Here is a 20,171-nt window from a genome sequence, read left to right as displayed (position 1 = left end):
TCTTCCTCATCGGATGTGAACATATAATCAAATTTTACTTGATTGGATACGCAGTCCATATTTTACCATCCCAACCTATAACTATTTTTATTTTTGTCTCACCTTTTGTCCCGATTTTCTTTTTCAAGTTTGCAGTGATGACAAAGGATAATTTTTTATTATTGTTTATAGTAAAGGAAACACTTTTAGATTGTAAAGCTTCTTTTATCCATTTATTCACTGTGCTCTTACTTTTAGTGTTAAATTTTCTGTACCTGCCTTTAGCATTACTAAGGTGTTTGTTGCTAACAGAAAACTTAGAAACTTTTTTTATACCTTGTTTAATTACCTGTTTTTTAAATGTTTTTATTATTAGCTTCTTTCCGTATTTTTTAATAGCCCATTGTATGCCATATCTAGCCACAATTCCAACTATTATTGCTGGAACAATGGATGACTGAGCTTCTATGGTGCTTACTTTATATTCTTTTCCTGTATCATGATCCACAAGTGTTGCTGTAAAATCATTTCCCTCAATCTCTTCAATTAATACGTTGAAGTTGTTGATTTCTTTTTCCCCGTTTTCTAACTCTGTAGTACCAGCAACTGTGATTTCACCTGTCTCATGATTAATTTTCATGTCAGTTTGGACATTCGTACTCTCAGCTTCCAAGTGAGTAGATACATTAACTTCCTCTTGATTTTCCTTAACTTCCATTACAATATCGTTTTCTAGCTCTATACCTAATTCCTTTTCAACGTTTACTTCATACTCTTTACTAGCATTCTCTTCTATCCTTAAAGAATCAGAATCAATTTCCCCTGATTTGGCACTCGCAAATTCAGGAGCAACTCCACAGAAAAACAATGTTATCACAAGTATTTTTATTAAAACCTTTTTCAATCTATTTCTCTCCTTTGTTACAAATAATCATCCCATTGCCATACTCTCTGTCGTAACCTAGATTACCAAGATCAACTGTATTCTTCTTGATTGTTTGATGAATGTTTTTTTTAGTATTCTCTTTTTTAGAATACATACAGCCTATAGCACCAGTTGCAAACGCAGTTGCAAAGGAGGTACCTTTAACATTTGTATATCCTCCGTATTTATCGGTTGTTTTTATATCTACTCCAGGCGCAGAAAAGTCAATTTTTCCTTTTGCTGAAATTGGATCAATTTTTAGTTTTTCATTAAGAGAGGATATAGATAAGACTCCTTCATATTTCGCAGGGTATTCAACAGTTAGACCTAATGTATTTCCAGAAGCAGCTGTAATAATTATGTTGTTATCTAAAGCACTTTTTATAACATTTCGCAATTCATCGTAGTCTTTTCCAAATCCGAAACTTATATTAATTATGTCTACCTTTTGCTCAATACACCATTTGATCCCATTGACAACATCTTCAACTTTTCCTTTACCATTTTTATTTAGTACCTTGACATCATAAATAATGGAATTCTGTGAAATACCTTTTATTTCTTCACCGGTTGCAGCGATTATTCCAGCAATTGCAGTACCATGACCATACTCATCTTCAATGGGTTTTTTAGGTTTAATAGCATTGTATTCATAAAAAGTTAAATCTTTAAATTCTTTATGAGACTTATTAATACCACTATCAAGGATACCAATTTTGACATAATTCTTATGATTATTAGGTTTTTCCTGACCTATAACTTTATATCCCCATAGCAGTTCTTTTTCCTCGTCTGTCTTGTATGATTTACTATTATCCTTAGAAATATCGCCATATAATCCCCAACATAATACAATTGCAAAAGTCACTAGGCACGAAACAAATAGTAATAGGGCTTTTGACTTTTTCATTCAAACTTCCTTCTCACATACAGTATTTAGAATTAATACAGAATACACCTACCCTTCCTTTTATATGAAATACAAGAATATATTAACCTATATTTATTTTAATGTAAATATTATTTAATACAATATATCCTTATATATAAAAAATTTCCCATGCAAACAAAATGCCAAATACTTTCTCGAAGAGTGACTGCCTCTGATTTGGACTATTAATGAGCTTATTCATTTTGTCCACTCGCAGCAACAATCGCTTCAATTCCACATGTCTAATGTTCTGATATCAAAGTCTACAGGGTACTTCTTCATCTCTAGCCAAACTTTATAACGTTCACCCGAATTTTTATGTACAACGCTTAATTCTTCCCTGTTAAAAAATCTTAGAATAGCTTCGTCGAATTCAATTGGTTGCTCTACCACATACCCATGCTTAAAAGCAGCAATAAAGCTTTCAGGCTTTTCTTTATAGAAATTGTAGATCACATCAGCAAGCTCAGGGTTTTTATCTTTCATTACATCAAATTGAACCAACCCCAAATAGAGATGTTTATCTGAATAGCCAAGATTTTTCTTAAAATATTCAACTACCTCGTGAATCTCTGGACTTAAAACAACTGTCATACAATCACCTCTATATCTTATTTTTAATTTAAAACGAATGTTTTATCGCATTTCATAAAATGTCACCTGCTTTTTGAAATCTTCTAGGCTTACCCCTAACTTAATCAATTGACGCTCAACTTCTGTATTACCTTCCTCACCAAAGTATGCCGGATCAGCGCCAAGAACTTTCGTTGCTTCTTCCATGGCTTTGTTATAAATATACTCATTGTCACCCATCATTAGCCCTCACCCACTCTCGAATCGTCGATGACTACGAGATCAGCATCTTCTGTATAGTCGAAATCTCCTCCGATATATTTGTATTTGCCGCCCTCGATTTCCCCTACCGTTTCTTCATATGTATCCATTCTAAATGCCGTTCGTCCTCTCACAACGTCACCCACATGTACTTCTGTCGGCTGCGGAACGTTTAGATACTCCGTTGGCTCTTCGAGTCCTAACGCACGTCTTAACGCAATAGCCTTCCCGATGTGTGCGTTGAAGCAGTCGTTAGGAGCGCATTTGGCGATTCCTCTACGAAGAATTCTGGTGTCTATCAACGACTTCTTTAAAGCTACAACGGTTCTTTTTGCGGCATTTACGATAAAATCAGCCTTAGTTACGAAGAAGTGTTTTATGACCAAATCTTCTACATCCTCTTTCGCCTGCGCAACGATCTCATCCCGTTTCTGCTGATCGGACTTCTCATATGTACCGTGCGCCGCCTCGATATCCGCATCAAATCGCCCTTGATCGTAGCCTAGTTTATATGAACGTGTTCTTAACGTCTTCATTACGTCTTCGCTTAGCGAAACTAATTCGTCATAGCCCATCTCGTCAAGGTTCGGTGCGGGCGTGTGTTCTCCGACGATGACTTCGTATTCATTGTGCAAAATAAACCACCCGTCCCCCTCACCCTTAACACCTTTAGCGAAGACGCTACTTACAATAACCACATCCCCGTTTTCATAGTAACCAAATGAATATTCGTCATTCGTGATTAGAATCCGTTCGCCTGCTTCCGCCTTACGTTTCTCTGTTTTATACTTAGTTCCAGTCAATTCAATTCCCCCTCAATAGATTTGCTTTCTTTTTAATTTGATATCCTTTTCCATTCCACGATGCTCAATATTGCTTAAAAGGTGTTTCAATTTCTCATTTTCGATTCTCAATAATCTGTTATCTGCTTGTAATTTGTTAATTAATACTTCTGAGTTCAACATATATCCTCCTAATAAAGCTCAGGAGAGTTGGACTTTACCTCTCTATAGCCTAGCCCTTTTAAATGTTCTTCCCAAACTTTAAATATCTTGTCTATTTCAGGCTTTAACTCCCTCTGTTTTTTCAATATATCATTATTCCTTTTAATTTCTTTGTGACACGATTTAATTCCATCTTCATGGTTTTTAATTAATTTTGTAAGCAAATCAATGTATTCATTCTTTTTAAATGGATGAACCAGTAACGTGAAACATTGAACTGCTATGTACTTAAATGGGTTCTTAATGAATCGATTATTATCTTTTAAAAGTCCAATTAAGGGACTTTTTAAAACTTCAGTGTATCGTTTAATATCAACTTCAAACTCTCGAATTCTGTCTTCAAGGTCTTGATCCATTCTCTTGTAGTGCTTTTCTGAAGACCAATCAACAGTTCGTCCGTATATTTTTGATTCCCAATTTACTCTAAGAACACTGCCTTTATCGCTTATAATTACGAAGGGGTTTAAGTTTGCAGTAGATATTTTGACACTACATCCATCGTATATGTTTCCCACATACTCATTAAGAAGCTGCAAAACTCGCTGTCTAATATCTATTGAAAACTTACTCTTTGCTTCCTTGTCTAAAGCATTAAATAAATTCTTTTGGACAATGGTTAGACTTGCTAAGTATGTATTTAGGTTGCTTAAAACATTGTCTTTTTCCTTGAGAATGGTTGAATATGCATTACACAAGTAATCTAAATCAGCTTGTTTATTTAATGTGACCTGCTTTAATTCGTTTAACATTAGATTCCTCACTTTCGTTAAAAGGTTGTTTTTATTTGAAGTTATGTATGATAATTAGGGTGAATATAATAGCAAGTACGCTTACATTAAGTAATGTAAGTATGAAATGTTTCTTTTTCCAGTTTTTCATTGTCATATTCATTTTCTTTACTGTGTCTACTGATTCGAATAATGATTTTTCAATTTTCTTTATTTCATTTCACCTCTGCCAAAGAAATTTTCATCACATTCCTTACTACACGTTGGTGGGTGGATAGGAAGACCTTTACATCCACACTCATAACCATCACAACAAAACTCAATATCTTTAGTTGTTACTTTTCCACATTGAATACATGGAAATGTTTCGTTCACTCTACTTCCCCCTTGTTTTTCTTCTCAATATCCATTTCTGTCATGCCGCAGTCTGCACAGCATTCAAAGTCGGGTATCTGCAAATGATCTTCTCCCAATGGCGTAATATAGCTCATTTCCATATGTTTGTGTTCACAGAACTCCTGACGTTTCTTATGTTCAATCATTGCTTCTCTCTGTCTAACAACTGAACAATACTTAATTTCATGTAATTTAGCACCATGCGGCGTAAGAAGACGTTTTCCGCACTGTTCACATTGATAGAGAGTTTGATTCAACAATACCTTTGCCATTAGTCACCCTCCGCTTTCAATCTAATTCCTGCCGTTAATGCATCCTGGTAAACAAGGCTTGCACTCAATGCGTGGTGATTTCTAGCATCTGCACTACTGCTCCATCCATCAAAATTCCCTGCCATTGCTTCATATTTTTGTGAGATATGATGATCATAACGTGCTTGAAAAACCTGTTCTTTATCTTCCAGCTCATGAAGAACTTTTAGCATCTCTTTTACGGATTCCTCTATGGATTCTGGAACAACCCATTTACTTTCGCTCAATTCATCGAGACATTTTCGCTGTTTATCACTGAGATTCACTGTGCTTCCTCCTTTGCTAGTTGTTCATTTGGTAATACCGACAGGTCATAACCTGATTCAATAAAACTAATGCTCAATTCTCTATTAACATCATTTCCTAAGTGAGTATAAACATTGTCCATTTCTTCTTTAGAGAAGTTAGTCCCTAAAAATTCGTTGAATATTTGAAGCACTCTCTTTTGCCAGTAGTGACCTACTCCTTTGCAACTTGGTCGAGATAGCCAAGCTAAAACCTTACATTTTAAATCAAGGTTTGTTTTAACATCCTCTAATCTAAAATATATGTTTTTGGTTGGAACTAAGATCAACTCATTATTGTGATTAATAAATACTTTAGGCGATACTTTCTCAGTGATTTCTATGAGCCTATTTAATTCAGTTTTTACGCTCGTCATTCAGTATCCCTCCTGCTTAACGTATTGATTAAACTCAGATAATCTTTTGAAACAGTCCTTACAGAAGCGTGTGCTGGTTTGATTTCCTTTAACATGAATAACTTCATCGTAAGGATATTGCACCCGACTTCTTCCGTAGATTGTGGCTCTGTCGCAATAATTACAAGAACCAGCTTCTTTTCTTTTTTCAATTCGAATTTCCACAGATATTCCTCCTAAGCCGCTAGGCTGTTAGTTTGCTTTCTGTTCTCTGAAACTGTATGTCTGCCATTCTCTGAAACTGTATGGGTAGTCCACAGTTTTAATAAATCCGATTTCCTTCGCCTTTTGACGAATCTTTTCACAGCCCTCACGACTGTAAGCCCATATTTCTTTGTAATCTCTGAGATCGCCATATCGACCTGTGATGATAAATTCCCTAAAACGGTTGATCAGCTCCCACATGTTCCCTCCGTGAGAAAATCCGTTAGCTCGACCGTGCCATTCATATGGATAAACATATTCTCCTGTGTAATCGTCAATAAAAAATAGCTTGGTTTTAAATTTGAAAGAAGCAACTCGATCTTTTGATTTACAGTAGAATGTTCTGCGATCAATTCTTGCTATAGCTGGATCAGCTCGTTTATTTCACTCATTCGTTTAAGCTGTTCAGGTTTTGGCATTTCTCTTCTCCTCCTTAGCTGCTTTCTATATATTTGTAATCATTCCGTAATTTTCATTTAATAAAACAACCTAACATTTTCTGATAAAATTACTTTGGATGGTGGTGATATTGTGAGATATTACATTGAGGATTTCATAGATTCTATTGCAGAGTACTCTAAAACTCTGCTATTCAAGATTTTCTTTTACATAGGACTTCCTATGGCTTTAATTTATTCAGTTTTCTTCAGATAAGTAGGGTCACTTTAACCCTACTTTATTGCATTTGTTTAAAAAATTACTTTTATGCAGACTCAATACTGATGCCAGTATCTTTTAACAATTCAATTTGTTCACTTGGAATATCCGCTTTCACCATACTCCACCCGACTAAGGTCATTCCGTAATAAAGATCGGTTAATTCAACTTCATCATTCAACTCACCTTTTAATCGAATCATTCGATCTTTATATTTTTCATGACCAACAATATCAAAGCTCTGATTATAAATTGCATATGTTTTACCATCTGCTTCGTTGTCTTGATATGGGGTATAGACTGCCCTGCCGTCAGACAGGCTTGGATCAGTTTTCAACCATTCATATACTTCTTCATCAGATTGAGCAAGCACATATGTAAAGATGCCCCGCTCACTTCCCTTGGGTGCAAAGTGCTCTAGCATAATTTCATATAAGTTCATTTCATTACCTCCCTGGACTCTGGTTGAAATATCGTTTTTATTTAGATTCTAAAAGCTCAGGATCTTTGTAAATGTTGCCGATGACTTCTGCTTTGGTGCATCTACAGCCAGTATCGACATCACGAGTATTGTCCACATAAACAAACAGTGGCCTTTCTCCGATATAGAAGCCCGCATAATCTTCTCGATACTCAACTTTCATGTATTCAACAATATCTTCAGGTGGTTTGCCTGAACCGTACATAACAACCGTGACTGTTCTTTTTAAAATATCCCCCTCATAAATCTTCTGATCGTTCTTGTCCTTCAATCCGGTGTATTGCCCAACTGTTTCCGGCCTCACTCTGTAAGCAAATGGAACGCCAGCTTTATTAGAGATATAAGAACCAGGATTAATGTCCATGCTTTTAATTCTTTGTTTAATGATTGATAGATCACCGTAATACCATTCTCCGTTGATACCCATTCCTCGAATCTTGATTTCCCTCATTGTACAGCCTCCATTTCATTTTATTTTTTCTTTATAAAATCTCTGTTTTACCCTAACTTATCAAACTTCTTTTTTAATCTGTCATATCTCATCAACTTTTTATTATTTATAATTTCTAGTTCGATCATATCCATTTCTTCTTGAATCATCGGTTTCCAATAAATTATGTATCCTATAACACCAACTGTAATGAATGAGATATTTATCAATCCCCATAAGAATTCCATATTCACGAATTCACCATTACCATTACTTCTGGATAAGAGGTAAATAAACAGATTTACAAAGATCAGTCCTGCCAAAGGCTGCTTTAATACTCCTGTCTTCATAAGATACTTTATGTCTCTGACCAAAACCTTCAAAAAAACACCTCATAATATATGTTATTTTTTAATTAATCCGCCGTGATCTTCTTCAATATGTACCATCCACTGTTCGTATAGCTCATCGTACCAGGCATTGCTAATCGCTGTGTATACACCAATCCCTTCATCCTGCAGTATTTTAAATATTTGACCAGCCTTTAAGTTTCTAAATGACTGATCAATCCAAGCACCCTCAATATACACATGCACTTGCGATTGTTCATTTCCTATTGCAGTCATTTCATCACCACTTTCTTGTTTTTGAAAATAAGTTCTGTATAGGATCAGGCTTATCCACTTTTTTGCTTTCTAAAGTATTCACAAACCTTACAATTTCATTGACTTTGTGTGCAATTTCTTCATTGTTTGGTAATCTGCTAATCTCAATTCCTTCTTCGGTACTTTCAACTATCACTCTCTTAAGTGGCTTTATAGGCATCTCATTCTGTCTCTCCATTCCAAAGTGGTCGAAACCTACCAGATTCCTCATCGACAACAACCAACTCTACTGTACCAATATCAGTTTGAATTGTATCAATAAACATTCCGTATTCCTTTTCAAGTTGCAATACTTCTTGAGAAAACTTCTGATACTTATTCATTTAGCTCCTCCTTTTGTTTAAAAACTATCTTTTATCTAATACCTATTTAAGTCGAGTTTCACAACGCCAAATCAGTCAATATTCAGCATTGGTAATCTCAAGTTCGACATTTTCTTCATCAACAACCAATTTCGAACCACGTGCATACATTTTAAACAGAATTTCTTCTAACCCACGGAATCCTCTCATGATAGCCCGTGCATCAAATTCATTTACGTCTCTTGAATGGCTTCTGTTCTCTTTGATTTGAATGTTGCTAATTTTAGCAGTTTCCTTGTTCACCCAAAATGTATATTTACAATCGTACTTTTCTTTGTCGTTTTCGCTATCTAGATAGATGATCTTTGATAAACTAAAAGTGTCATCAATTATCATTGTCATTTCATGGTAATCATCATATCCGAAGTCATCTGTATCAACCTCTTTAGCCATTTCCTTTACAAGTTCAGATAGGCTGTATTCAGATTTTGCTGAATCTAATAATGCATCAATTGTTTCGTTAATTCTCTTCACACCTTCACTTGCAATTGAATCATCCAACTTTTCTTTTACAGCTTTCATAATGAATGTATTATAAGAAGCTAAGTCTAGTTCTTTAAGATTCACTTGTAACTCCTCTTCTACTTGTTTCTTCAGGTTTTTAGAAAACTCACTCCAGTTACCAAAAAGATCTCCAACAATTGAACCAATTGTCTTAGCAACATGATTATCAACAATTTCTTGCACCTTTCCTTCTGTCTCCATCTTTGTCAAGCTCTTCATAACCATTTTATTTAAGTCCATTGCTATTCCCCTTTTCTTATATTTAAAATGTATTCTCCTTAAAATCACGATTTCATCTAAACTGATAAACCAGAGTGTCTATCATTCATCATGATTTTAATCAATTTGCTGTTTCTCATTTTTTCCTTCTCTTTCAAAATTGCTTCTTCATTAGCTGCCAGCTTCATTTTCAATTTAACGTTTTCTTTAATCAATTTCTTCATATTGTTCATATGTATTATCTCCCTCAAGATGTGTGTTATTTATATTCAAACAATGTACCTTCATCTGTCTTTGGAACTTTAGTACATTGATTTGAATTTGTTTTATGTCCAACATAAATATATTCCTTATCCTCATCAAGAACTTCATATTCTTTATCCTTTATGAAATATAAAGTATATGGATACTCTGCAAGAGCAATGTCTTTTTTAAAAATTACCTTGTCCACTTCTTTCACCGTCCTTCTTATATTGTTTGTATGCTATATATGACTTCCAGCTGCAGTTCTCAAAGATGTTTATTTCTGCTTTATGGTGCATCTTATACCAAATAAGATTAAACTTCGCTGTTTGATATGCGAAATATATGTAATTTATTATTTTAATGAATATCTCAACCTTTCTATATATTTAATCTTCCCACTCAGAATCGTCAAATGGCTCTAAATCAACGTTACTCTCCCATCCTTCAGTGAAAATTGTTTCATTGTCTTGGTGCTTCAAAAGATAATCTGCCAATTCCTCTGGAGTTCTAATAGATGATTCTTCATCGACAATATCTAAAATAATATCTCTTACCATTAAATTTGTTACAACTGTTTTCATACTTCCCCTCCCAATTCTTATGAAATAATCCTTTTATTGGCTTTACTCTAAATCTATTAATTCTCTAGACACATTCATGAAAAGCCATTCTAAGGCATCCCGTTCACTTTCAAACTTCAAGTGGTTTCCCTGGCGATTGGTCAAGAAGTCTGAGTCTTGATAGTTTAATTCATCAAACCACTGCAATGTAACAACTGAATACTTGGGTTTATTGGAAGTGTAAATCTTATAATAAACTTCATTGACTTCTTCCATTTCTTCCTTCATTCGTTCAAATTTGCTATTCACAGCACTCACCTCCTAGCTAGGTGTATAATAAATGTCTAATTGAAAATCATATTGCGGATACAGTCTCCATATTTCATGTCCTAAATATCTATTCTGAGCATAGTACAAGCAGTTTGATGTGCCGCTCCTGCTACCATCATAAATCGCTACAATACTCCCACTGTGATCCACCATGTACTCGTTTCTTCGACTTAGCTTCTCAATTGTGTATTCTCCAGTTGGAACTGTATTGTCTTTGTAATTTTTAATTTGATCTACTTTGATTACTTCATCTGCTTTTTCAAGCATCTTTCTGTACCAAGCCTGTTGCTCTGGAGACCATTTCTTATCTTGACTTTCAAATGGCAACGCAACAATATTTTTGATATAAGGATACTTCTCTTTCATAATATGTACACACCAAAACGCAGCAGTATCAGCACCTAAAGCACCGCCTGTGATAAATCGATCGCTTTCATTTTCTTCAATCAATTTTTCAATCACTTCTAGAAGCTTTTCTTTTAACTTCAGCATTGTTGGATTCTTCATATCATATCCACCTAATTTTTGTGGACGATGACCTGTAAAGCACACAGTTTTATGTCTTATTTTTTCATTTTCTTCGAAGATACGCCTTTCTTCTTCTCTGGCTTCCTCTTGCTGCTTTATCCACTCAGGATCAGACATTTGTTTAGACAGTTTCTTGAAATCGACTGGCAATTCATCTACTCCTTTCAATAAACTCTGGAATATTAGGTTAGTAATTTCTGTAATGAATCAATTTCACTTTTCATATTTTTAATTTCTGTTTCAAGCTTCTTTTTTGTTTCGTAATGTTCTTTCTCTTCAAGTTCAATCAACTTTTCATAAGAATGATACGGCTGGTTGCCAATCCAAATTGAATATTCGTCTGTTTCTGGTAAGTAATTAACTGTAAAACATTGTGGATGATAATCTACTTCTTTAAGGAAACCAATAACATCATCCCATTTCTTCAATCGATCATACATACTCATACAAGTCACACCCTTTCCCTTAAAACAGTCTTTTTAAACTAATTCCCTCATATCATCTCTTTGTTCAATATAGCTTTTAAACCGTTCCCAATCACGTTCGATTTCTTTTATGTGTCTTGCAATAAAATTCTCAGCTTCTTTTCCATCCACCCTTTTGTTTACAGAAAGCTGATACATCAACTCAATTCTGTTGACATTTTCCAGAAAAATCCTAGTATAATCTTTAGCTGCATTTAACCTTCCTTGACTTAATCCGTGTTTAGAATTCATTATTAATTACTCTCCTATTCTAATTTAATATGAAATGCATCTTTTATTTAACGTTTTCGGCATATTTCTCAAAGAACTCTTCAATCGTTCTCAGGTATTTATATTTACTAGCATCCTCAGGATCCTCATATCTCTTTGTTAAGACAAGCTGGCAATTGAACATTAGTGGTGAAAATCTAGCCCATTTTTTAAAGCTAAGATGAAGTTTCATCCACTCTCTTCCTGCTAATTCAGCAAGCTCTAAAATCATATCCTCTTTCTGATTGACATCATCTTCAAAAATTACATAGATTTCATCCATTGGCTCATGTCCAAAACAGCAGTGACGAGTTTTCAAACCCAGCTTAAAATTTAAAATGTCTATTAAGTTAATTAGTTGTTTGTCGATACGGTCGTATGGAATATTGTTTTCCAGAAACTTCTCTCTAATATTCATGGTGTCACACTCTCAAGTTCATCCATTGCTTTGTTGGCCAACTCATCTGCCTTTTCATTCCCTGCATCTCCACTATGTCCTTTTACTTTTAAGAATGTGACTGACGCTTGATTCTTAACAAGCTCGTTTAATTCCATCCAGAGTTCCTTATTTTCAACTGGTTTCTTGTTTGATTTACGCCAATTGTTTTTAATCCAATTCTTCACCCAGCTGTTCATACCATTTACAACGTATGCAGAGTCTGCATAAACCTCAATATGTATGTTATTTGTCTTTATGTGTTTTAGCCTGTAAGCTCCATCACGTTGTTTGTTGTGTTTAGCTTGCCGCCTTTCAATTCAACTTCTTTCCCTTTATATGATAAGACTGCTCCCCAGCCTCCAACATTTGTTTCGTTTTGGTTCCCTCTACAACCGCCATCAGTGTATACAATTACTTTTTCCATAGCTCTCTCCTCCTTAATTAAACAACAAGTATAAGTTTTTCAGCAGCTCTAGTGATAGCTGTATAAAGCCATCTATGATGTGTTTCATGATTTAGTACTTCGTTTATTACAACAACATTGTCCCATTGTGATCCTTGAGATTTATGACAAGTGATTGCGTACCCAAAATCAAAACGATTGTAATCAGATTCATCATAGGGCAATAATTTAAAGCCTGGATTCCCTATTGAATCATTTGGAATATAAAGTTCTTTGAAAAGTTCATCTGTAAAGTCTGGCCTAAAATCAATAACTGTTGACTCATATTTAGGATCCCTTTTAATTTCATCACTGCTGTATACTTTATGTACATAACCAGTCATTCCATTAACTAGTGAATAATCGTTGACTGATTTCTCCCAATCGTTCTTCAGGCATATCAATTTATCGCCAATCATTGGATAAATTGAGTCGAAACCTAAAAGTTCCCTAATCTCACCGTTAATATGTGACCTTGTTTTATTGAACCCACAAATAATTTGATCAGCAGTTTTATACAGTCTATTTTTATGAGCTTCCCACGTTGATTTATCAATAACCACAACTTCTTTATTTTCGCCATATACACCAGGTTCAATTTTTTGTTTAGTTCTAGCCATCATGGACAATTTAATTATAGGGTTTTCAGCTGCCTGTCTATGAATCTCAGTAAGGGTGAAATCTGGATTGTTAAACATAGTCATGAAATCTTCAATTCCATCTTGTGATACAGGTGGTAATTGTCCTGTATCTCCTATGAATAGAATTTTAATACCGAATGACTTCAGATCTTTCATGATCTTACCATCCACCATTGATGCTTCATCAATTACAATCAGCTTTAAATGAGATAATTCGTTTTTTGATTTTCTCTCTAATTGCAAGTCACCATTTCTATCTGTTCTCACGTTGTAAATAAGTTTATGTATTGTACTTGCTGTATACTTCCCATTTGCTTTTCTTGTTACCACCAAGGACGCTTTGCCTGTATAACAAGCAAAAGCCACTTCGCTATCTTTCATTTGTAATTTTTTAATTATGTACTCAACCAATGTTGTTTTTCCTGTCCCAGCATATCCAGCCAAGAAAAATGATTTCTTTTTTGAATTCTTAAACCAGTCTTCAATAATCCTTACAGCTTCCTGTTGCATCTCTGATAACTCAAATTTCTTAGTCGATATACTCTCCTCCTTAATAATGTTCAACAATTACTTTCCCCTTATTTATAAAGAACTGATTACCGTTATCTAAATGAATCCAGAACGCCTTCTCTGGCTCTTCACGATAGTCATAGATAGAATATATCTTAGCTCCCATGAAGCCCTCTACACTATCTCCAATGGAATATGAGACATCTTCATCAATAAATCTAATTGACTTAATCAATGTATCCCTACTTTCAGCTTCGCCATTTGCAATATTAAACATCTCAGTTATCATTTCTTCAGAATGAATGTAATTTGTATTTTTAATTTCGAAAAAATATTCCTTTACGATATAGCATTCACCTCCTAGAGTCTAAATAAAACTTACATTTTATCTTCTTTAGCTGCTGCTTCATATATGTAGAGTAATTCATATCCATACTCAATTATTGAGTGAATATCTCCAATAGCTTCAGACTTACCTTTTTCCAAGTTTCTTTTGAAATTAGAAATGGAACCCTCAATCTTTTCCAACTTTGATTCTAATATTTCCAAACAGAACTCCTTCCTTATCGATATATGTTATTTGTATTTTAATGTTACGATACTCTTCCTTTCCTTGTCAATAGACATTTGTTATTTTTCTTTGCTTACATAAAAATAAGAGCATTATTTGCTCTTATGACAGCTTAAAAATTGTTTGATTAATTTTATCCCTCAGCTGTATCAAGTCTGAGGGATTCATTGTTATTGCAATATTATTGTTTTTCCCCGAAAACATTAGCTCGAAGGTAAACTCCATTTCACTTAGTTTGTCCACATTGATTTTTAGATTAATATCCTGGTAGTCTTTTCTTTTGATATTGACATTTGCCATATTTAGCTATCTTCTTTCCAATCCAAAAGCAAGGTGCTCGCAATCTTAGATGTAGGATTTATGTTATTTTAGGTTTAATCTATTTCTTCAACATCTTCTATTAATGTGATATCCAAACATCCAGATTCTAATTTTATTTCTTTGTCTCCTATTTTCAATATAATATCTGTTGTTAGCTCGAACGGTGAGATTACCAATTCCGCTTTTTTATACGCAGCCTCAGTATTTTCAACATCTTCAATATCTAAAAATGTATCAGCGCTTATAACGAAGCAGGTTCTAAACTTAGCCATACTCATTTCTCCCTATCTGATTAGTCTCCTGCAACATAAAAGGAACATGTGTTCTGTTTCTTGTTTTCATTATACATCTAAGCTCTAATATTAGCTACAGTATTTTTTTCTTTTTTTATTTCACTTTGATTGGTATGATATGTAATAGAGCTTGTACATTTTAACAACAAAACTGGAGGTTGTCCGATGTTAAATGTAGAGATCGGGCAATGTCATATTCCTAAGCTTCTAAAGGAAAAAAACTGGACACAGGCTGACTTGGCACGTGCCACTGGCTTGACACCACAAAGCATCTTTCAAATAATTAATCAACCTGTAGACATCCGCATTAAAACAGCAGCGAAGATCGCTATGGCTTTAGGATGCAAGATTGACGATTTATTTGAGTTTAGGATACGACATTGATTAACTGAGACCATTGTCTCAGTACACCTCCATTATCAGCGAATTCGCTGATAAGACTATACTACTATAAGCATAACAGGTTGTATACGCAATATTTTGTCTTTTTTTGTCGAATAGGGAAATTATTTAGAATTTTTCATAAAAAAGAGACAAATCATAAAGATTTGCCTTCTTTTTTAAGTTCATCTGCGTAATATTTTCTTATGGTTTCCTCATTCATGAATTCTCTTCGATCTGAGATGATTTTTTGATTTAAATCAGTTGTTTGGACTTTCCTATCCTCATATATTTCATTAAGAGCTTTTCTGTCCAACTCTTCCCCTTTTAATATTAGCTTATAGCCCTCATATAGAAGGCCTGACTTAACTATACCGATAGGTCTTAAAAATGAAAAACCAAAAATTTCTTTAAGGTTTCTAAAAGTAGAACTTACTACAGTTCTTGAAGCTTGTCCTTGCCCAATCGCATTAGTCAGTTTTGTTTTTATTACATATTCATTATCAACTAAACTTAATGATGGCTTTCTAAGCCCTGGTTTCCCATTCAATGGTCTATATTCTGTTTCAAGGTTTGCTTCAAGACAGTCTTGCAAGGTTGCTTTCTCTACTTTTATTGTTCTCTCACCATTTTTTGAATCATGTACAGTTAGCATATTATTATTATTTAACGCTTTTTCTATATCACTTCTTGTAAGACTGGTCATTTCACTTGCCTCGTAACCTAATATGCCCTCAAAAAGCAATCTAAACAAGGCTCTATCTTGGGCATTAATTAATTCTTCGCACATTTTTTCCAATTCGTTTTTAGTTATATATAGTTTTAATGATGAATCTATACATGACAATAGATCATTGGTTTTTATCAACCTAGCTAAATTATTACTCCCTTTTGTAACACCGTTTGCAATCGACCAATCTATATAAGTTATCATGGTGTATAAGAATGTTTCCAAAGATGCAAGAGAAGTTGAATACATCGCTCTTAGCACATTCAAAATTTCATCAGTTGTGAAATCAAATAAGTCTTTATCCCTTATTTTTTCTTCTTTTTGTGAATGACTAAATAAAAGGGAGGCTTGCTTTAGTTGACTATCACTACTTAATGTATCTAAATAAGTTTTCTTAAACTCCTCGTTATACAAAGCTATACACCTTCTACTTCGTTCAATTTGTATTGAAAATATTTAATAACATGTTTTTTACTGTGAGTTACTTCATTCTTTTTATTTAGAATTTTGTGTTCTTTTAACTCTGGATTACTTCTAATAAAGCTAAGTCTCATTTTTTTAATTATTTGTTGCGTCATTGATGCACTAATACCAGAAGTGTACATGAAATATGCTATTTCCATGAACCCAACCAAAATGTTTTTATTTATTACAATAGTTTTTTTGGCTTGCTCAAATTTGTCTCCTAGAAATTCTTCGTAATACAGCTCAGTTAATTCATCAAAGAATTCAACCAAAAAGACACCAATTTTCCTTACAGCTATTTGATCTTTCAGCAACTTAGGGAATTTTGTTGCCTCTATTGCACTTACTACATCATTTAAGGAATATAAATAATCTGATTGAGTTGCAATCACATCATGATCTAAACTTATTCTTTGTCCAATTACACTGTTGTCTCTAATATGAGTAACAACTTTGTTCACAGGATTTTCTTCGTTCATTTCTTTTAGTTTCGATAGTCTAACTGGAGTCATTGTATTATGTTGCCCAAATAACTGCCTAGCAACTTTTTGAGTTACGTTGTAAAAGTCCACTTTCATGTATTTGTCATCAAAGTTGCCAGACCTTGCTGCTTTAGAAATACCAACAATACGATGATAACCATCAATTACATCAACCAGAGTATCTGTCATGACCGTCAAACTTCTTTCATGTGGATCGTAAGAGATCTCGATACCCTCAGACGATGAGCCAAATCTTGCATTAAATATTAATGTTGAACTTATTAATGTACCATCAATTGCTTTTTGAGCAATCTGCTCTACCGCTTCTTGGTTAAGCTCAGGAATAGGTATTTCACCACCTAAGAATTCAAAATTCTTGGTCTCACTAGTTCTCTGAGTTCTAGGGTTATATTGAAGCAAATGATTCTCATACATTTTTGCTATTTCACTTCTTTTAAGTAAGAAAGTAAAATTATTGTCATCAACTTTCGTAACATCTTCAAAGGTTATAGGAAAACTAATCTCATTGTTATTTTGCGAAAAGCCTTCCCATGTTGTTTCAATTTCTTGTATTATTCTTTCAGGGAAATAATTAACTGGATTAATCTTTTCATCTTTAGTCACTTCGTATATACCTGAAGCTAAAAGGTATTTTTCTTCTTTTCGAAGCACTTCCTTCCTACCAAACCTAATAATAAGATTCATTGTTTCACCTGGTGAAACACCTTTGTGAGAGAGAATATTTTGCAGGCTCTCTCTAAAATGTTTATCGTGCTTATTTTTTTGCAATAGCATTTCTATAGTTTCATTTAATAAAGCGTCTTTTTCATTATCGAAAATAACCAGGTTCATTTAATACTCACCTCTTCTAAAACAAAAATAACAAACAAATGATATTAAATCAATTTATAGTCACAAAATTAATGTAAATGTAAACTTACCTCACAAATTCTAGGAACTTTTGCATAGTTCCCCTATCTGCTTTTCGAAAAAAATTGACAAAATCCTCTTTTGAAGCACTTTCAATTAATGAAAAATCCACTTCTTTATCCATCAATATACCCGCAGAATTTTCGATATTGTCATTTTTACTTAAATATCTAAGTGGAGTCTTAGGATCTTTATGATTCCCCTGAGCCATAGCAATTCGTATATCATTGCCAGACTCTTCATATGCTATATCTATCCCAACTCCCTTTAAAGAGTGGGGTTTAAGGTTTCTTGATGCAGGTATTCCTAATCTATCCAAAGCTCTGTTGAACGATTCTCTGTAAGATCTTGATGTCAATCCACCAAATACTAAATCGTTATCCATGCTGTTTTGTTTTTTTAATTGTTGCAGCTCATTCAAAAAATTTTCATGAAGGCCAGTTGAAACTACATACGAACCCTTGTTCAACGCTTCAACTTTATACAATTCACCATCAACTTTCTTGATATCCATCCATCTAACAGTAAGTGCATATTCAATTCTAAAGGAAGTACGAATTAGAAATTTAGTGAGCAGTTTCTTTTTCAGGCCATTCTCCCGCTCTAATAACATATTTTCAGCAATTCTTTCTGCTTCGGTTTGTGTGGTTTTGCCGTAACTCTTAGAGATTTCTTTTAATTTTTTTGCTGATCCAAATTGATCTAAATCAATTAAAGAAGAATAAGTACTAACTGTCTTAAGAAACTTGTATAATCCTTTAACTGATATTACTTTACGATTGATTGTTGAATTCGCTAAACCTTCTTCTTTTAGATGTTTTCTAAAGTTTATTAAGTCAATTGAAGTAATTTCAATATCGCTCGGTGTTAAAAACTCGATACCCACTTCAGGTTTAATGTGTTTAAAAAATTGTTTAATGTCCCCATAGTAGTTCACCGCAGTGTTTGTCTCAAACATACTGTGCCTTCTTTTTGCTTTTGTAAAGTGACTTGTATTGCCTACTGATCCTTCATCATCAATCTTTTTTAGATAAGTCATAATATCGTTATACACCGTGTATTCCTTTAATGGAACTGGTTTAGAATTCATTTTTCTCCCTCCTTCACATTAATTCTTCAATGGTTGAGTTAAGAACAATCGCTATTTTTGCCATTTCAATTAACCTAGCCTCTTCAGGATTAGAGATGATTTGGCTTAGCCTTTTCACTGAGATGCCTGATTCAGCAGCTACACTCTCAATAGTTTTGTTTGATTGTTCTATAATATTAATTAAGTTATTAGGCACTGGCACATCTCCTTCGAATGCTTATGTATCTTAGATGCCCTGCCCATTGATGTTAATTTTATGTAGTGATAAAATACTCGAATTCATATTCAACAGATTTTCGAAGTTCTTTAATGAATTCCATTCTTTTACTATAGGCTGCGAGAAGATCTCCAGTATATGTGTTTCTCAATACGGTTTGATTAAAAGAAAACTCATCTATTTGTTTTAAGTATGCATCTACAGCTTGTTTAACCCTATACAGATCAACAGGTGAATTGATTGAAAAACTAAGGCTGCGTAAATATGTGAGCTCTTCTTTTAAGCTGTTGATTATTTCGTATTGATACTCAATGTCCGCACAGCTTTTTTCTGGTGATGCAATCACTAGCCTTACCTCCTAACTATTCAATAATTTCATGTATCCAGAAATCATCGACTTTCTAATTTGTTCTTTTTTAAATTCCTTATCTATGTTATTTGTATTTTCTTTATGATTAAACCATTCTCCTCCGAATTTATCTATCTTACGAGCATATACAGTTTTATTAAAATTTATAACATTGTCTTTTCTAGCAGCTAACATAGTTCTCCCCCTAAATTAGATATTTCCGTATGTCTTATTTATATTTTAATGGATAAAAAAACATATGTAAAGCCTTTTTCATGACAAATAACACATTCTTTTAATTATTTTTGAATGCGTTAATTTAGTTCCTATTCATTTAGGTTTAAGACTACAGGCACTTTCCCTTTAAATTAGAAAAGACGCTTAGCTCAGTAGAGCCAAACGTCATGCTATGTATTGCTAATATTTATTTTTGTTTAAATCAACCGCCACGACCTGGATCAGCTAACTTGTTTGTTGTATGTGATTTAGCTTGTTCAAAATCATTTCCTGCTGCTACACCTGTTGCTGCTACCAATACTAACGTTAAAACTAGAATCATTTTTTTCATTATATCACCTCCCT

The 20,171-nt window shown here is 33.8% G+C and carries 41 protein-coding genes and 1 pseudogene; 1 reads left to right on the top strand and 41 read right to left on the bottom strand.

The genetic code is table 11. From position 1 onward, the window contains the following. Nucleotides 1-34: 34 nt before the first annotated feature. The 34 genes and pseudogenes from R0K30_RS02495 to R0K30_RS02330 all read right to left on the bottom strand — a co-directional run bounded on the left by R0K30_RS02495 (nucleotide 35) and on the right by R0K30_RS02330 (nucleotide 14,924). Nucleotides 35-883 carry an SAR2788 family putative toxin gene (locus R0K30_RS02495; protein WP_410608938.1) on the bottom strand — a complete coding sequence of 283 codons (849 nt, stop codon included), beginning with the start codon at nucleotides 881-883 and terminating at the stop codon, nucleotides 35-37. 1 nt (nucleotide 884) lies between these two features. Further along, entirely contained in the window at nucleotides 885-1,814 is a 930-nt protein-coding gene (locus tag R0K30_RS02490) for a S8 family peptidase (RefSeq protein WP_410608936.1), read from the bottom strand. A 249-nt stretch (nucleotides 1,815-2,063) separates the two neighbouring features. Further along, nucleotides 2,064-2,429 carry a hypothetical protein gene (locus R0K30_RS02485; protein ID WP_410608934.1) on the bottom strand — a complete coding sequence of 122 codons (366 nt, stop codon included), beginning with the start codon at nucleotides 2,427-2,429 and terminating at the stop codon, nucleotides 2,064-2,066. Between the two features lie 42 nt (nucleotides 2,430-2,471). Next, on the bottom strand, nucleotides 2,472-2,648 hold the full coding sequence (locus R0K30_RS02480; RefSeq protein WP_217012410.1) for a hypothetical protein: 177 nt from the start codon (nucleotides 2,646-2,648) through the stop codon (nucleotides 2,472-2,474). Nucleotides 2,649-2,650: 2 nt separating this feature from the next. Further along, nucleotides 2,651-3,472, bottom strand: coding sequence for a hypothetical protein (locus R0K30_RS02475; protein WP_410608931.1), 822 nt, complete (start codon nucleotides 3,470-3,472; stop codon nucleotides 2,651-2,653). A gap of 12 nt (nucleotides 3,473-3,484) precedes the next feature. After that, complete coding sequence (locus R0K30_RS02470) at nucleotides 3,485-3,631, bottom strand: hypothetical protein (protein ID WP_216927177.1); 147 nt, start codon at nucleotides 3,629-3,631, stop codon at nucleotides 3,485-3,487. Between the two features lie 11 nt (nucleotides 3,632-3,642). Then, complete coding sequence (locus R0K30_RS02465) at nucleotides 3,643-4,422, bottom strand: hypothetical protein (protein WP_410608929.1); 780 nt, start codon at nucleotides 4,420-4,422, stop codon at nucleotides 3,643-3,645. A gap of 189 nt (nucleotides 4,423-4,611) precedes the next feature. Continuing rightward, on the bottom strand, nucleotides 4,612-4,776 hold the full coding sequence (locus tag R0K30_RS02460) for a hypothetical protein (protein WP_189288412.1): 165 nt from the start codon (nucleotides 4,774-4,776) through the stop codon (nucleotides 4,612-4,614). Next, the gene (locus tag R0K30_RS02455; protein ID WP_410608927.1) at nucleotides 4,773-5,069 is read right to left on the bottom strand and encodes a hypothetical protein; all 297 of its coding nucleotides are present in this window, start codon (nucleotides 5,067-5,069) and stop codon (nucleotides 4,773-4,775) included. The genes R0K30_RS02460 and R0K30_RS02455 overlap by 4 nt, the downstream gene beginning before the upstream one ends. Beyond that, nucleotides 5,069-5,374, bottom strand: a complete 306-nt coding sequence (locus R0K30_RS02450) for a hypothetical protein (protein ID WP_106037445.1) — start codon at nucleotides 5,372-5,374, stop codon at nucleotides 5,069-5,071. Before R0K30_RS02450 ends, R0K30_RS02455 begins: the two co-directional genes overlap by 1 nt. Further along, nucleotides 5,371-5,769 (bottom strand): hypothetical protein, encoded by a 399-nt coding sequence (locus tag R0K30_RS02445; protein WP_410608924.1) that lies wholly within the window; start codon nucleotides 5,767-5,769, stop codon nucleotides 5,371-5,373. Before R0K30_RS02445 ends, R0K30_RS02450 begins: the two co-directional genes overlap by 4 nt. Further along, nucleotides 5,770-5,973 (bottom strand): hypothetical protein, encoded by a 204-nt coding sequence (locus tag R0K30_RS02440; protein ID WP_142395346.1) that lies wholly within the window; start codon nucleotides 5,971-5,973, stop codon nucleotides 5,770-5,772. 27 nt (nucleotides 5,974-6,000) lie between these two features. Then, nucleotides 6,001-6,431, bottom strand: a pseudogene (locus R0K30_RS02435) (hypothetical protein). Nucleotides 6,432-6,715: 284 nt separating this feature from the next. Next, complete coding sequence (locus R0K30_RS02430; protein ID WP_263463345.1) at nucleotides 6,716-7,111, bottom strand: hypothetical protein; 396 nt, start codon at nucleotides 7,109-7,111, stop codon at nucleotides 6,716-6,718. A gap of 37 nt (nucleotides 7,112-7,148) precedes the next feature. Continuing rightward, a complete protein-coding gene (locus R0K30_RS02425) occupies nucleotides 7,149-7,601 on the bottom strand; it encodes a YopX family protein (RefSeq protein WP_410608921.1) in 453 nt (150 codons plus the stop codon). A 47-nt stretch (nucleotides 7,602-7,648) separates the two neighbouring features. Further along, nucleotides 7,649-7,963 carry a hypothetical protein gene (locus tag R0K30_RS02420; protein WP_410608920.1) on the bottom strand — a complete coding sequence of 105 codons (315 nt, stop codon included), beginning with the start codon at nucleotides 7,961-7,963 and terminating at the stop codon, nucleotides 7,649-7,651. A 21-nt stretch (nucleotides 7,964-7,984) separates the two neighbouring features. After that, complete coding sequence (locus tag R0K30_RS02415; RefSeq protein WP_410608918.1) at nucleotides 7,985-8,206, bottom strand: hypothetical protein; 222 nt, start codon at nucleotides 8,204-8,206, stop codon at nucleotides 7,985-7,987. 4 nt (nucleotides 8,207-8,210) lie between these two features. Beyond that, nucleotides 8,211-8,405 (bottom strand): hypothetical protein, encoded by a 195-nt coding sequence (locus tag R0K30_RS02410; protein ID WP_410608916.1) that lies wholly within the window; start codon nucleotides 8,403-8,405, stop codon nucleotides 8,211-8,213. Between the two features lies 1 nt (nucleotide 8,406). Continuing rightward, nucleotides 8,407-8,568, bottom strand: a complete 162-nt coding sequence (locus R0K30_RS02405) for a hypothetical protein (RefSeq protein WP_410608914.1) — start codon at nucleotides 8,566-8,568, stop codon at nucleotides 8,407-8,409. 75 nt (nucleotides 8,569-8,643) lie between these two features. After that, complete coding sequence (locus R0K30_RS02400) at nucleotides 8,644-9,351, bottom strand: hypothetical protein (protein WP_410608912.1); 708 nt, start codon at nucleotides 9,349-9,351, stop codon at nucleotides 8,644-8,646. A 56-nt stretch (nucleotides 9,352-9,407) separates the two neighbouring features. Beyond that, on the bottom strand, nucleotides 9,408-9,563 hold the full coding sequence (locus R0K30_RS02395) for a hypothetical protein (RefSeq protein ID WP_410608910.1): 156 nt from the start codon (nucleotides 9,561-9,563) through the stop codon (nucleotides 9,408-9,410). Nucleotides 9,564-9,589: 26 nt separating this feature from the next. Beyond that, nucleotides 9,590-9,781 (bottom strand): hypothetical protein, encoded by a 192-nt coding sequence (locus R0K30_RS02390; RefSeq protein ID WP_216927198.1) that lies wholly within the window; start codon nucleotides 9,779-9,781, stop codon nucleotides 9,590-9,592. A gap of 181 nt (nucleotides 9,782-9,962) precedes the next feature. After that, the gene (locus tag R0K30_RS02385; RefSeq protein WP_410608908.1) at nucleotides 9,963-10,157 is read right to left on the bottom strand and encodes a hypothetical protein; all 195 of its coding nucleotides are present in this window, start codon (nucleotides 10,155-10,157) and stop codon (nucleotides 9,963-9,965) included. A 42-nt stretch (nucleotides 10,158-10,199) separates the two neighbouring features. Then, the gene (locus R0K30_RS02380) at nucleotides 10,200-10,445 is read right to left on the bottom strand and encodes a hypothetical protein (RefSeq protein ID WP_410608906.1); all 246 of its coding nucleotides are present in this window, start codon (nucleotides 10,443-10,445) and stop codon (nucleotides 10,200-10,202) included. A gap of 12 nt (nucleotides 10,446-10,457) precedes the next feature. After that, the gene (locus R0K30_RS02375; protein ID WP_410609157.1) at nucleotides 10,458-10,973 is read right to left on the bottom strand and encodes an SLOG family protein; all 516 of its coding nucleotides are present in this window, start codon (nucleotides 10,971-10,973) and stop codon (nucleotides 10,458-10,460) included. A gap of 203 nt (nucleotides 10,974-11,176) precedes the next feature. Continuing rightward, nucleotides 11,177-11,440, bottom strand: a complete 264-nt coding sequence (locus R0K30_RS02370; RefSeq protein ID WP_410608904.1) for a hypothetical protein — start codon at nucleotides 11,438-11,440, stop codon at nucleotides 11,177-11,179. Between the two features lie 33 nt (nucleotides 11,441-11,473). Continuing rightward, nucleotides 11,474-11,710, bottom strand: coding sequence for a hypothetical protein (locus R0K30_RS02365; RefSeq protein WP_410608902.1), 237 nt, complete (start codon nucleotides 11,708-11,710; stop codon nucleotides 11,474-11,476). Between the two features lie 43 nt (nucleotides 11,711-11,753). Next, complete coding sequence (locus R0K30_RS02360; RefSeq protein ID WP_410608900.1) at nucleotides 11,754-12,146, bottom strand: hypothetical protein; 393 nt, start codon at nucleotides 12,144-12,146, stop codon at nucleotides 11,754-11,756. Next, nucleotides 12,143-12,364, bottom strand: coding sequence for an RNase H family protein (locus tag R0K30_RS02355; protein ID WP_410608898.1), 222 nt, complete (start codon nucleotides 12,362-12,364; stop codon nucleotides 12,143-12,145). Before R0K30_RS02355 ends, R0K30_RS02360 begins: the two co-directional genes overlap by 4 nt. A 65-nt stretch (nucleotides 12,365-12,429) precedes the next feature. Continuing rightward, complete coding sequence (locus R0K30_RS02350) at nucleotides 12,430-12,591, bottom strand: RNase H family protein (RefSeq protein WP_410608896.1); 162 nt, start codon at nucleotides 12,589-12,591, stop codon at nucleotides 12,430-12,432. Nucleotides 12,592-12,608: 17 nt separating this feature from the next. Further along, nucleotides 12,609-13,814, bottom strand: a complete 1,206-nt coding sequence (locus R0K30_RS02345) for an ATP-dependent DNA helicase (protein ID WP_410608894.1) — start codon at nucleotides 13,812-13,814, stop codon at nucleotides 12,609-12,611. Then, nucleotides 13,801-14,037: a hypothetical protein gene (locus R0K30_RS02340; protein WP_106037427.1), complete on the bottom strand. Its 237-nt coding sequence runs from the start codon at nucleotides 14,035-14,037 to the stop codon at nucleotides 13,801-13,803. The genes R0K30_RS02345 and R0K30_RS02340 overlap by 14 nt, the downstream gene beginning before the upstream one ends. Nucleotides 14,038-14,138: 101 nt before the next feature. After that, nucleotides 14,139-14,309, bottom strand: a complete 171-nt coding sequence (locus R0K30_RS02335; RefSeq protein WP_309217631.1) for a hypothetical protein — start codon at nucleotides 14,307-14,309, stop codon at nucleotides 14,139-14,141. A 396-nt stretch (nucleotides 14,310-14,705) separates the two neighbouring features. Continuing rightward, complete coding sequence (locus R0K30_RS02330) at nucleotides 14,706-14,924, bottom strand: hypothetical protein (RefSeq protein ID WP_106037425.1); 219 nt, start codon at nucleotides 14,922-14,924, stop codon at nucleotides 14,706-14,708. A 186-nt stretch (nucleotides 14,925-15,110) separates the two neighbouring features. Here R0K30_RS02330 and R0K30_RS02325 point away from each other — a divergent pair, with 186 nt between their 5' ends. Then, a complete protein-coding gene (locus R0K30_RS02325; protein WP_044141742.1) occupies nucleotides 15,111-15,329 on the top strand; it encodes a helix-turn-helix domain-containing protein in 219 nt (72 codons plus the stop codon). A gap of 154 nt (nucleotides 15,330-15,483) precedes the next feature. Here R0K30_RS02325 and R0K30_RS02320 read toward each other — a convergent pair whose 3' ends face one another. The 7 genes from R0K30_RS02320 to R0K30_RS02290 all read right to left on the bottom strand — a co-directional run bounded on the left by R0K30_RS02320 (nucleotide 15,484) and on the right by R0K30_RS02290 (nucleotide 20,157). After that, the gene (locus R0K30_RS02320; protein ID WP_216927215.1) at nucleotides 15,484-16,470 is read right to left on the bottom strand and encodes a phage lytic cycle repressor MrpR family protein; all 987 of its coding nucleotides are present in this window, start codon (nucleotides 16,468-16,470) and stop codon (nucleotides 15,484-15,486) included. Nucleotides 16,471-16,472: 2 nt separating this feature from the next. Beyond that, nucleotides 16,473-17,855 carry a ParB N-terminal domain-containing protein gene (locus tag R0K30_RS02315; RefSeq protein ID WP_216927216.1) on the bottom strand — a complete coding sequence of 461 codons (1,383 nt, stop codon included), beginning with the start codon at nucleotides 17,853-17,855 and terminating at the stop codon, nucleotides 16,473-16,475. Nucleotides 17,856-17,940: 85 nt separating this feature from the next. Next, on the bottom strand, nucleotides 17,941-19,023 hold the full coding sequence (locus R0K30_RS02310) for a tyrosine-type recombinase/integrase (RefSeq protein ID WP_410608890.1): 1,083 nt from the start codon (nucleotides 19,021-19,023) through the stop codon (nucleotides 17,941-17,943). A gap of 13 nt (nucleotides 19,024-19,036) precedes the next feature. Continuing rightward, nucleotides 19,037-19,219, bottom strand: coding sequence for a helix-turn-helix domain-containing protein (locus R0K30_RS02305; protein ID WP_187441825.1), 183 nt, complete (start codon nucleotides 19,217-19,219; stop codon nucleotides 19,037-19,039). Nucleotides 19,220-19,277: 58 nt separating this feature from the next. Then, nucleotides 19,278-19,586 carry a hypothetical protein gene (locus R0K30_RS02300; protein WP_117730707.1) on the bottom strand — a complete coding sequence of 103 codons (309 nt, stop codon included), beginning with the start codon at nucleotides 19,584-19,586 and terminating at the stop codon, nucleotides 19,278-19,280. A gap of 12 nt (nucleotides 19,587-19,598) precedes the next feature. Next, nucleotides 19,599-19,784 carry a hypothetical protein gene (locus tag R0K30_RS02295; protein ID WP_268467212.1) on the bottom strand — a complete coding sequence of 62 codons (186 nt, stop codon included), beginning with the start codon at nucleotides 19,782-19,784 and terminating at the stop codon, nucleotides 19,599-19,601. A 244-nt stretch (nucleotides 19,785-20,028) separates the two neighbouring features. After that, entirely contained in the window at nucleotides 20,029-20,157 is a 129-nt protein-coding gene (locus tag R0K30_RS02290; protein WP_268467210.1) for a hypothetical protein, read from the bottom strand. Nucleotides 20,158-20,171 lie beyond the last annotated feature (14 nt).

The sequence above is a fragment of the Bacillus sp. SIMBA_154 genome, from assembly GCF_046536015.1.
Classification (GTDB): domain Bacteria; phylum Bacillota; class Bacilli; order Bacillales; family Bacillaceae; genus Bacillus; species Bacillus pumilus_P.
Note: the sequence above shows the minus strand (reverse complement) of the source record. Positions and strands in the feature narration are given on the sequence as shown.